Genomic DNA, 11,353 nt, shown 5'->3' on the forward strand with positions numbered 1-11,353 from the left:
TGTTGTAGAGTTCTTGAATCATAAAGAACTCACGCGAATATACTGCGGTCTCCATCATCATGTAATTTACGCCCACTGCTTTCTGGGCTTCAATTATCGCGTGCAAATCGTTGCGGGGGAAGCCGTGTGCAGGCCGTTAGTCTGCCGTCGCAAATGCCCGAGCGGTCACCTTCGAGCTTCAGGAGCTAGACCCGGGGGCGCGAAGGGGGGTGAGTTGGTCGGGCTCGCGGGGATTGCCCGGTCGGCCGCGCGATGGAGACTCGCGCGCGGGGCGCCAAGTCTCCGGCACGTAGCTCCCGGAGCCGCTTTTCGAACTTCCGGTCGGACGGCCCACCGGCGGTGATTGAAGTCCGTCCAGGTGGTAGTGCGGAAACTAATCGGTCCAGAGGTCGGCTCACGCGCAGGTCGCGCTCGACGATTTTTGCTCACCCACCCTCTATTGCATCGCACTGACACTTTATCGTAATATAATGACATTGCAATTTTGTAAGAAATACGCTAGCGTTCGCCTACTGCTTCACGGACACCGTCGCAATGTCGCGGACCAAAGAAACCATGAGGATCGCATGACCATAAGGCTGCTTCACCAGACCGACCTGTTTCGTCCCTATGCCGATCCGGACGATCACTGGGACCTTGCATGCGTCTATGCTCTTGCCGCGTCGGGCCAACTCGAACTCGGCGGTATCCTGGTCGACTTTCCGCCCGATGATCCTCCAGGCCTCAGTCCGGACGTCACCGGCATTGCGCAGCTGAGCTACCTCACGGGGTTGCCGACCCACATGGCGGTCGGCTCCTCCGTTCCCTACACGCATGACCGGGCGTCGCTTGCTGCACTTCCCAGGCGCGATCGCGCCGGCGCGGAGTTCCTCCTCGACTATCTTCGCGACAGCGAAGGGCCGGCCTACATTAGTATTGTTGGCTCCTGCCGCGATCTTGCCATTGCGGCCAAGCTTGATCCGGATCTTTTCCGCAACAAATGTACCGGGATCTACCTCAATGCGGGCACGGGCCATCCCGATGTCGCGAAGCAGGGAGGGACAGAGTACAATGTTGAACTCAACGCGGCCGCTTACGCCGCCACGTTTAACATCCCATGTCCGATTTATTGGATGCCGTGCTTCCAGACCTTGAGGGATTACACGGAGAGAAAGGTTGAGCGGTACGGTACTTTTTACCGTTTCAAGCAGAGCGACGTTCTGACAAAGTTGTCGCCCGTCCTGCAAAGCTACTTTACCTACTGCCTCGAGGCGCGGACCGATGCCCGCTACCTGCAGCCGCTGCTGGCCCCGCGGAGCGATGCATCGAGCTACTTGACCCGCCGAGCCGATCGCGACATGTGGTGCACCGCCGGCTTCTTCCATATGGTGTCCCAAGCCGTGGACAAGACGGGCAAGATTATCGACGGGTCGAGCACAGACGATGCGGTTTTTGGCTTCCGGCCCGTCGAAATAAAGTGCGAACAGAATGGGGTAACGACCTGGACGGACGCCGGTGGGGAATCAACTCGCTTCCTCTTTGAGGTGAAGGATCCCGATAGTTATGCGAGCGCCATGACTACTGCCATGGCCACGCTGCTGACGAATATTCAGTAGTCGCAACTCGGAGCAGGCAATTGGGCCCTCCTGGCTTGAACCACCGCTGTTCCGGGCCATTCCGGTTCTGGCTGGACACTCTCGTCCTGCCTCGGCCTGAGGCGAAAGAACGATACATGAGAAGTTCGACCCAACCTCATTTATTGCAAAAATGCAATAACATAATATTGCTACCCACCTTGGCTGTGTGATAGCTAAACTCGGCTTAAGGAGGCACCATGGTTCAGCAGGGAAGAGCGCCACTTCATATCCAACTTGCCGACATTATTCGGACTCAGATCGAGAGCGGCGGCTTCAAGGCTGGCGATCAACTTCCCACTGAGATGGAGTTGATGAAGCAGCACGACCTCAGCAGCAGCACTGTTCGACAGGCGGTGCTCGCCCTTGTCGGCGAAGGATTGCTTTATCGACGCGCTGGCAAGGGGACGTTCGTTGCAAAGCGTCACATTGATCGGGACCTGCTAACTTTTTCCGGATTTTCGGAGGAAGCTGTAGCGCGTGGATATCGGCCGGGTACTAGGCATATGGCGGTCAATTGGTGTCCCGCTGACGCCGTGATTGCAGCTGCGCTTGACGTGCAGGCCGATGAGAGCGTCTTAACCATCGAGCGCGTGCGAACTATCGACGACGAAGTCGTAGCGCTTGAGACGGTTTCGTTCGTCGCAGCAATTGGGCGCCTCATGGAGAAACTCGACCTTGCCAACGCCTCGTTCACCGAGATTCTCGAGCAACACCTAGGTGTGCCGCTCGCTCGAGCTAAGCAGGAGATACGGGCCGGGATCGCGCGAAAAAAACTGGCGAAAGCCCTTGATGTGTCAAGCGGCGCTGCGGTGCTGCAGATCGACCGCACTGCCTTCGACGCGTCTGATCGCGTGATCTACTTTTCGTCGTCGTCCTACCGAGCAGATCGCTACAATTATAGCTGCTGGATTGAGCGAAAGAGCGTCTCTCAACCTCGCCGATTAGTCGCCAGGAGCGGATAATGCCCACCTGCCAAGTTTATGTGGTCGGCTCCTACGGAGTTGCGTTTTGGATTGTGGGCGACGTGCCGGCGCCGGGCGAAACCCTACTAGGGTCGGGGTTTGCCTTCGGAAATGGCGGCAAGGGCTCTAATCAGGCTATCGGAGCTACGCGACTCGGCGCCAGATGCAAACTGCTGGCGGGCGTTGGCGCGGACAAATTCGGTGATGAGGCCCTGCACCTCTGGCGCGCCGAAGGCGTTGACTGTTCGGCGGTGAGGCAGATGGCCGAGACGCCTACGATGGCCGGGATCATCATTCTCGATGGCGCAGGTGAGAACCGCATCATTACCGATCCCGGCGCCAACGCGAAGCTCACGGCGACAGATGTCGAAACCTTCGCCGCCACTTGGACCAAGCCAGGCATCCTACTCACACAGCTCGAGATCCCCGTCGAGACGGCGGCCCGCGCGCTCGCCATCGGCAAGGCGCGAGGGCTGACGACCATACTTAATCCGGCACCGGCTCGCGCCTTACCTAAGGATATGCTTGCCGACGTTGACATCCTAACGCCGAACCAGTCCGAAGCACGCATCCTGTTGGGGCTGGAGGTGGACGATCAGCAGGCCGACGTCGATTTAGCGGCAAGATTACGGAGCCTGGGCGTGGGGCACGTTGTCATGACGCTGGGAGCGGATGGTGCCCTGATAGCCGGGCCCGACGGACAGACCAGAATCGCGAGCTACCCGGTCGACGTGGTCGACACCACTGGGGCTGGAGATGCATTTAACGGGGCACTCGCTGCAGGGCTGGCCAGTGGGTTGACCCTCGCTGACGCCGTTCGCCGCGGCGTCGCAGCGGGCGCTCTAGCAGTCACGAAAAAGCTTGTGGTTCCCGCGCTTCCCGATGAGGAACAGATTACAGACTTGATGAAGAACCGGATCGCCTCGGCATGAAAATTAAGGTTGCTTTCCTTCCCACTGGGCGCCCAGCTATTACTGGAGATGTTTGCATCGTCGTGGACGTGATCCGCGCCACAACGGCTCTCGTCGGACTTTTTGACGCTGGCAGCGAACGCGTCTTTGTCGGCGGGTTTAGCTCGGAAGTGGCCAAAGCGCGCGCCGCCGTGGGCGAGAATGGCATTATCTGCGGGGAGCAGGACGACGGTTCGTCGCCGGTCGGATTTGATTACGAGCCTTCGCCGTCCCTCCTATCACGGCTCGATCTGTCGGGCCGCTTTGCGATGCTCGCAACGTCCAATGGCACGCCGGCCATACTCGTAGCAGTGCGCGAAGGAGCAGCTTTGGTACTGATTGGTTCACTGCGAAACCTGGATGCGGTTGCCCAGCGTGCGTTCGCAGAGGCGCAATCGCGCAATGCAGATATCACGATTATCTGCTCCGGTCAGCTGCGCAACTCGCAGATCGCAATTGAAGATAGCTATTGCGCGGGAAGGCTCGTTTCCCGGTTTTGTCAACTTGCGACCGACGGCGCAGTGGACCTCGACGACTCTGCATTGCTCGCTTACGGCTTCGCAAACTCGCAAAATTGCGCAGTGTATGTGTTGCTGGGATCGATGACCGGGCGCCGCTTCATCGGCAACTCTCGACAGCAGGACGTAGAATTCTGTGCGCGCGTCAACGAATCAATGATCGTGCCGATGGTGACAGCGCAAGGTCAAGACTGCAATCATCCGGTTTATCTCCTCGATGCCTAGTAGCGCAGACCTCATCAGATCGATCAGTGGCCGACCTCGCATCGTGGCTACGGCAGATCTCAGTGCGGAGGGTATCGACTCGCTCCGCGAAATGAGCGAGCTCAGATTGCTCGGCTGGGCAGCTGGCGAGTGGTTCAGTGACCGCAATCAGCTAAGGGAGGAAATCGCTGATGCCGAGATTCTAATAGCCGGTTATGAGCGCATCGACGAGGCGGTGCTGGCTGCCGCGCCTAAGCTTCGAGTCATCCTGTCGGTGCGCTCGGCCCCGGAAGCGAACGTCGATGTGGCAGCCGCCACGGCGCGGGGGATCGCCGTCCTCCACACGGTCGGCCGAACGGATCACGGGGTTGCGGAGTTCACGGTTGCTCTTGCGCTGGGGCTTGCTCGACATCTTATCCCTGCCAGTACCTGGATTAGCTCCCGCCCCCCTGAATTTGACGCCGGGGAGGCATTTCATCGTGACACTGTGTGGGGATGCGGCGCCAGTTCTCCCCAACTCGCGTTCACAGGTATTGAGCTGCACGCCCGTACTCTGGGAATCATCGGCTTTGGAGCCATCGGTCGTGTCGTGGCGGAGAAGTTTTCCGGCTTCGGCATGAGCATTGTCGCCCACGATCCTTTTGTAGATCCCGACGAGTTAAGGACTCTTGCGGTCGAACCGGTCACACTGGACCAACTTCTTGCCCGCTCAGCGTTCGTAACGTTGCACGCGCGGCTCAGCACGCATACGCGCGGCATGATCAGTGCAGAAAAGCTCGATCTGATGGCACGCGACGCCTATCTCATAAACACTGGTCGGGCAGGCCTCATTGACACTCCTGCTCTCCTTAGAGCCTTGGATCGCGAACAGATCGCCGGTGCTGCGCTGGACGTCTTTGACACGGAACCCCCTTCGCCGAGGGACCCGCTTGTTGCTCATCCGCGGGTACTTGCGACGCCTCACATCGCCGCGTGGACCGAAGAGATGCGTGTACGTCACACCCGTTGCATTGTGCAAAATCTGCGGGACCTTTTGGCCGGCAAGCCGACCAATCTTTCGAACCCCGAAGTTCTTATGACGACAGCGAGGGCCGAGCCTTGAAAATTGTCGATGTTACCTCGCGACTCTATCACATCCCACCTACCGTCTCCTGGGAGGATGCGACACACCGCGTCGCTAGTCTTGAATTTATCATTACGCGAGTGACCACAGACGCGGGAGTCGTTGGCGAGGGCTTTGCCTACACAACCGGGATCGGCGGAAGCGCTATCCTCGCGTTGATCGATGACTATTGCGCAGCGATGCTCGTCGGAGAAGATCCACGACAGATCGAACGACTTTGGTCGTTTCTCTATGGCCAATTGCATCGGAGCGGTACCGGGGGCATCAACACCCTCGCGTTGGGCGCGGTCGACATCGCGCTATGGGATATTACGGCTAAGTGGTACAACGTTCCACTATACCGGCTGCTCGGCGCGCGGCGCGAAAGCATCCCCACCTATGGCAGTGGCATCGACCTCTTCCTCGACCGCGAAGCTCTACTGACTCAAGTAGAAGGGTTGCTGACACAGGGGCACAAGGCGGTAAAGATCAAAATCGGTCGGGAAAACGCAGAAGAAGATCTCGAACGTCTGGTAGCCGTGAGGAAATTGATCGGCCCCACGCGACGACTGTTCGTCGATGCCAATCAGCGCTGGAATGTCGCTGACTGCATGACACGGTTGCAGAAACTATCCGCGTTCGAGCCTGGCTGGATCGAAGAGCCTCTCCATGCCGAGGATGTTCGGGGGCACGCCGATCTGCGCCGCCTCGTATCTCTGCCCATTGCGATCGGCGAGAGCCTGTATACGCGGCATCAATTTGCAGACTATCTACAGGCTAATGCCGTCGACATCGTCCAAGCGGATGTATGCCGCGTTGGGGGTATTAGCGAGTGGATGAAGATTGCCAATCTGGCAGCGTCATTTCACCGCACCATGGCGCCTCATTACGTGTCCGAACTCTCCGTCGCAGTGATGTGTGCAATAGACAACGCGGACATCCTCGAGTGTGTGCACGGCGGGAGCTTCTCCGAGATGGGTGTGCTTCAAACGGAACTTCGCCTTGAGAACGGAGTGGCCTTTCCATTTGACACACCTGGACACGGGGTAGTGTTCGACCACGAAAAGCTCGAACCCTTTGCTGTCGAACCTCCCGAGCTGCAGAAGCGAAATCTGCAGAGTGCAAAGTAAATGCGGCTTCATCACGCGTATACCGCGTTCGATTGTCAAAACCTGCTCGGCGAAGGATGCAACTGGAGTGCATCGGATCAGAGTCTATGGTGGACTGACATTGAAGCGAAGTGCGTGTTCCGGTGGGACGACGGCGGGAGAGTTGCAGCAGTGCACCGACTTCCCGATCGTGCAGCGTTCGTCTTTCCACGCGCGCGTGGCGGCTTCGTGCTTGGCTTTCCAAAGTCTATCGTCATCACCGACCCGACCTTCAACGACTTCTCACAAGTGGCCAAGATCGAGCCGCATCTTGCGCAAACCCGCGTAAACGACGCCGCGATCGATCCCTACGGTGGGATTGTCTTGGGCACATACAATGAATGGAGCCGTGAGGCTGTTGGAAGCGTCTATCGCGTCGCGCCAGATGGTGAGGTCGTCACGCTCTTCGGTGGCGTAGCGGCCGCCAACGGACTCGAATTCTCGCCTGATGGCCGGATCATGTACTTCACCGATACAACGGACGGCACCATCCGGCGTTTCGTGGTGGCACCGCAATTTGCGGATCTTGCGGAGATGAGTCCGCTGGCAGGCCCGAACATCGCCCCGGGATCGCCTGACGGCGCCTCCGTGGACATTGAAGGGGGCTACTGGAGCACCAGACTGCGAGGCGGCTGTGTCGTCCGAATTGACGAGCACGGTCACCTGACAGATCGCGTGGATATGCCGAGCATGGCGCCGACCTGTGCGGCATTTGGCGGCGAAAATCTGAGGACGCTGTTCATAACCTCGCGGCGAACCAGGCAATCGTGTGACGAACTTCTTCGACTTCCCGAGTCGGGTAACCTGTTCCGCGTGGAGGTCAGTCATGCTGGTCGACTGCCCTTCAGTTGCAGAATCTAAAGCACGTTGCCTCTGACCTGGTTCAGAGTCCCAATGAGGTTCTGGCGTGATTCATAGGGGTTGAAGCCATCCTGTGGGGCGGTGCATATCGCCCGCAGGGACTTGCAAAGTATCCCTCCGGTGGGAGCCGCCTTGTAGGCTGAGGGCGAACGTCGGAAGTCCTAGGGGCAATCCTAGGAGTATCCCTATGACGATGCCGCGGGTGGAGGTGATCACGTCGGTTGAGAGGCGCCGGCGGTGGTCACGTGAGGAGAAAGAGCGCCTGGTCGCGGCGTCGCTTGAGCCTGGTGTGTCGGTGTCGGAAGTCGCGCGATCGGCGGGCATTCACGTCAGCCAGCTCTTTCGATGGCGCAAGGGCCTGTGCGATCTGGTCGAAGCCGGTTCATCGCAATTGGTCCCTGTCGAGATCGTTCGGCTGCTGCCATGCCACCCGCTGTTGAGGCGTCGGCGCCATCGGCGTCTCCTGGCCGACGTCGCCGCAAGAGCGGCATTATCGAGATCGAGCTTGGCGGCGGGCTCCGCGTCCGCGTCGACCGCGATGTGGACGCCGAGGCGCTGCGGCGCGTTCTGGACGCGCTCGGGGCCCGATGATCCCGGTTCCGAGCGGCGTGCGGGTGTGGCTGGCGACCGGCCACACCGACATGAGGAAGGGCTTTCCGGGCCTTGCGCTGGTGGTGCAGGAGACGCTGAAGCGTGATCCGCACAGCGGTCACCTGTTCGTCTTCCGCCAAGGTTCTGTGGCACGACGGCCAAGGCGCCTGCCTGTTCTCGAAGAAGCTCGAGCGCGGCCGCTTCATCTGGCCAGCGCCGGCCGACGGCGTGATCACAATCACGCCGGCACAGCTCGGTTATCTGCTCGAAGGCATTGACTGGCGCATGCCGCAGAAGACCTGGCGCCCGACGGCGACTGGCTGATAATTTTGGCCTTGCACATGGTGGTGGATGTGATTCCATCGCCCTGTGTCCGCTGCTGAATCGCTCCCTTCCGACCTCGCTGCCGCCCACGCGATGATCCTCGCGGAGCGCGCCGCGCGCATCGAGGCCGAAGCCCTTGCCGCCCGTGCGGCGGCGGTCAGTTCCGGGACGGAGGCGCTGATTGCGCGGCTGAAGCTGGAGATCGAAAAGCTCAGGCGCGAGCTCTATGGCATCCGTTCGGAACGCAAGGCCAGGCTGCTCGAGCAGATGGAGTTGCAGCTCGAAGAACTGGAGGCGGACGCAACCGAGGACGAATTGGCCGCGGAGCAGGCAGCCCTCCAGTCACAGACGGTTCGCACGTTTGAGCGCCGGCGCCCCTCGCGCAAACCGTTCCCGGAGCATCTGCCGCGCGCACGCGTCATCATCGCCGCACCCGAGAGCTGCCCCTGCTGCGGCTCGACCAAGCTGTCGAAGCTGGGCGAGGACGTCACCGAGACGCTGGAGGTGATCCCGCGCCAGTGGAAGGTGATCCAGACGGTGCGCGAGAAGTTCTCGTGCCGGCAGTGCGAGGCGATCAGCCAGCCGCCGGCGCCGTTCCATGTCACGCCGCGCGGCTTTGCCGGGCCGAACCTGCTTGCCATGGTGCTGTTCGAGAAGTTCGGTCAGCATCAGCCTCTCAACCGGCAGAGCGAACGTTACGCCCGCGAAGGCGTCGAGCTGAGCCTGTCGACGCTGGCCGATCAGGTCGGCGCATGCGCGGCGGTGCTGCGTCCGCTGCATGCGCTAATCGAGGAGCATGTGCTCTCGGCAGAGCGGCTTCACGGTGACGACACCACGGTGCCGATTCTGGCGAAGGGCAAGACCGACACCGGCCGGGCTTGGGTCTATGTCCGCGACGATCGCCCCTTCGGCGGACCCGCTCCGCCAGCCGCGCTGTCTTATGCCTCGCGCGACCGGTCGGGCGACCATCCGGAACGGCACCTGAAGCAGTTCAATGGAATCCTGCAGGCCGATGCCTATGCCGGTTACAACCGGCTCTACCTCCCCGAGCGGAAGCCTGGCCTCGTGACGGAAGCGCTCTGCTGGAGCCATGCCAGGCGCAAGTTCTTCGTGCTGGCCGACATCGCCGGTAGTGCGCGTCGGGGAAAGACTGCGCCGCCGATCTCGCCGATCGCCTTCGAGGCCGTCAAACACATCGATCTCCTGTTCGACATTGAGCGCGACATGAATGGACTGGCTGGCGAGCAGCGCCTTGCCGTCAGGTCAGAAAGGAGTGCGCCGCTCGTCGCCGAGTTGGAAGAGTGGATCCGTGGCGAGCGGGCCAAGCTATCGCGTCACGCACCCGCCGCCCAGGCGATTGACTACATGCTCAAGCGCTGGGCAGGCTTCACGCGCTTCCTCCATGACGGGCGCATCTGCCTGACGAACAATGCCGCCGAACGGGCGCTGCGCAGCTTGGCTCTCGGCAGGAAGTCCTGGCTCTTCGCCGGCTCCCAGCGCGGCGCAGATCGCGCCGCCGTCATATACACGCTGATCGCAACCGCCCGCCTCAATGACGTCGACCCGCAGGCCTGGCTCGCCGACGTGCTCGCCCGCATCGCCGATACGCCGCAGGGCCCGCTGAGCGATCTCCTGCCGTGGAACTGGAAGGCGCAATCTGCAAGATTGGCGGCATGAGCCACGCCAATCGCATCGCCCGGATCAGGATCCAACTCGATGACTGGCAGCCCGCCATCTGGCGGCGCGCCGAGGTGCCGCTGATGGCGACGCTCACGGCCTTGCACGACGTCATCCAGGCGGCCATGCCGTTCGACGACTATCACCTGTTCGAGTTCCGCGCTGACGGAAAGCGATACGCCATCCCTGATCCTGAATGGGATAGCCTGCGCGACAAAACTTACTCGGCGAAGACCATACGGCTCGGCACGCTGGTCGATCGCGGCATCACGCAATTGGCCTACACCTACGACTTCGGCGACGACTGGCGGCACACGATCACGATCGAGGCAATCGTCGACGCCGACCCCGCTGCCGAGTATCCCCGCTACATCGACGGCGCCGGCCGTGCCCCGCCTGAAGATGTCGGCGGCATCCCCGGCTTCGAACTGTTCCTCGACGCTATCGCCGACCCCAAGCACGAGCAGCATCGCGAACTCAAACGCTGGTACGGGCGCCCGTTCGACCCCGAACATGTCGCTGATGACGAAATCCAAACCCGGATCGGAAAGCTCGCCAGACGCCATGCTCTCGGCAAGGCCGGCTTCGAGAAAAGCCGCAGCCACGCACGCTGAAGATCGGCGGGGGCCGCGGCCCTCACCGGAGGCTTACCTTGCAAATGCGCTGTTGACGTCGCTTGGCGTGAGTGCTCAGCCGTTCCTCTCATCGCCAGACCAGGCATTGATGTCGATCATTGTGATGAGATCGTGGGTCGGATGCGGCTTCTGGATGGTGTGTCACAGGCGCGCGCCGCTTTGCCTGTCAAAGATGTGGACCCAGCGCGGATCAATCCTCAGTCTCACCTCTTCGCCAGGCCGGGCGTTGAGCCGATCCTTGACAACTGCGTCAATTGCGTCTTCGCCAATTTTGGCGAAAATCTGCGTCTCGGAACCGGTCGGCTCCAGGACGGAGATCGTGGCCGCCAAACCGTCGGGATCGACTTCGATATGCTCGGGACGTATGCCGTAGATGACCGGCTGGCCGTCCTGCGCCTTGACCCCACGAGCGGGCAGCACGGATCCGGCGTCAGAAATGAAAATCTGTTCGCCGTCTTTGAAGTCGATGCTGCCCTTGATGAAGTTCATCGCCGGCGAGCCGATAAAGCCGGCAACGAAGACATTGCCCGGATTGTCGTAGAGATCGAGCGGTGCGCCGACTTGCTCGACCTTGCCGTCCTTCATCACCACAATCTTGTCGGCCATCGTCATCGCCTCAATCTGATCATGGGTAACATAGATGATCGTCGTGCCGAGGCGTTGATGCAGTTCCTTGATTTCAACCCGCATTGCCACACGCAATTTGGCGTCGAGATTCGACAAAGGCTCATCGAATAGAAAGACTTGCGGGTCGCGTACAATGGC

At 60.6% G+C, this 11,353-nt stretch carries 11 protein-coding genes and 2 pseudogenes; 12 read left to right on the forward strand and 1 reads right to left on the reverse strand.

What is annotated here, in order from left to right; genetic code table 11:
- Nucleotides 1–566 precede the first annotated feature (566 nt).
- The 12 genes and pseudogenes from ACWTU8_RS31235 to ACWTU8_RS31290 all read left to right on the forward strand — a co-directional run bounded on the left by ACWTU8_RS31235 (nucleotide 567) and on the right by ACWTU8_RS31290 (nucleotide 10,567).
- Complete coding sequence (locus ACWTU8_RS31235; protein ID WP_455851171.1) at nucleotides 567–1,595, forward strand: hypothetical protein; 1,029 nt, start codon at nucleotides 567–569, stop codon at nucleotides 1,593–1,595.
- Between the two features lie 218 nt (nucleotides 1,596–1,813).
- Complete coding sequence (locus ACWTU8_RS31240) at nucleotides 1,814–2,578, forward strand: GntR family transcriptional regulator (protein WP_455851172.1); 765 nt, start codon at nucleotides 1,814–1,816, stop codon at nucleotides 2,576–2,578.
- A complete protein-coding gene (locus tag ACWTU8_RS31245; RefSeq protein ID WP_455851173.1) occupies nucleotides 2,578–3,510 on the forward strand; it encodes a ribokinase in 933 nt (310 codons plus the stop codon). The genes ACWTU8_RS31240 and ACWTU8_RS31245 overlap by 1 nt, the downstream gene beginning before the upstream one ends.
- A complete protein-coding gene (locus tag ACWTU8_RS31250) occupies nucleotides 3,507–4,271 on the forward strand; it encodes a 2-phosphosulfolactate phosphatase (protein ID WP_455851174.1) in 765 nt (254 codons plus the stop codon). The genes ACWTU8_RS31245 and ACWTU8_RS31250 overlap by 4 nt, the downstream gene beginning before the upstream one ends.
- On the forward strand, nucleotides 4,264–5,352 hold the full coding sequence (locus ACWTU8_RS31255) for an NAD(P)-dependent oxidoreductase (protein WP_455851175.1): 1,089 nt from the start codon (nucleotides 4,264–4,266) through the stop codon (nucleotides 5,350–5,352). The genes ACWTU8_RS31250 and ACWTU8_RS31255 overlap by 8 nt, the downstream gene beginning before the upstream one ends.
- The gene (locus ACWTU8_RS31260) at nucleotides 5,349–6,482 is read left to right on the forward strand and encodes a mandelate racemase/muconate lactonizing enzyme family protein (RefSeq protein ID WP_455851176.1); all 1,134 of its coding nucleotides are present in this window, start codon (nucleotides 5,349–5,351) and stop codon (nucleotides 6,480–6,482) included. Before ACWTU8_RS31255 ends, ACWTU8_RS31260 begins: the two co-directional genes overlap by 4 nt.
- Nucleotides 6,483–7,361 (forward strand): SMP-30/gluconolactonase/LRE family protein, encoded by an 879-nt coding sequence (locus ACWTU8_RS31265; RefSeq protein ID WP_455851177.1) that lies wholly within the window; start codon nucleotides 6,483–6,485, stop codon nucleotides 7,359–7,361.
- A 193-nt stretch (nucleotides 7,362–7,554) separates the two neighbouring features.
- Nucleotides 7,555–7,707 (forward strand): annotated as a pseudogene (locus ACWTU8_RS31270) (transposase); the annotation flags it as partial.
- Between the two features lie 77 nt (nucleotides 7,708–7,784).
- Nucleotides 7,785–7,952: a hypothetical protein gene (locus tag ACWTU8_RS31275; RefSeq protein ID WP_455851181.1), complete on the forward strand. Its 168-nt coding sequence runs from the start codon at nucleotides 7,785–7,787 to the stop codon at nucleotides 7,950–7,952.
- A gap of 50 nt (nucleotides 7,953–8,002) precedes the next feature.
- Nucleotides 8,003–8,276: pseudogene (gene tnpB, locus ACWTU8_RS31280) on the forward strand (IS66 family insertion sequence element accessory protein TnpB).
- A gap of 93 nt (nucleotides 8,277–8,369) precedes the next feature.
- Nucleotides 8,370–9,953, forward strand: coding sequence for an IS66 family transposase (tnpC, locus tag ACWTU8_RS31285; RefSeq protein WP_455851180.1), 1,584 nt, complete (start codon nucleotides 8,370–8,372; stop codon nucleotides 9,951–9,953).
- Nucleotides 9,950–10,567, forward strand: coding sequence for a plasmid pRiA4b ORF-3 family protein (locus ACWTU8_RS31290; RefSeq protein ID WP_455851178.1), 618 nt, complete (start codon nucleotides 9,950–9,952; stop codon nucleotides 10,565–10,567). The genes tnpC and ACWTU8_RS31290 overlap by 4 nt, the downstream gene beginning before the upstream one ends.
- A 162-nt stretch (nucleotides 10,568–10,729) precedes the next feature.
- Here ACWTU8_RS31290 and ACWTU8_RS31295 read toward each other — a convergent pair.
- Nucleotides 10,730–11,353: ABC transporter ATP-binding protein (locus ACWTU8_RS31295; RefSeq protein WP_455851179.1), on the reverse strand; the 624-nt coding region annotated here is incomplete at its 5' end.

Source organism: Mesorhizobium sp. BHbdii (assembly GCF_053848045.1).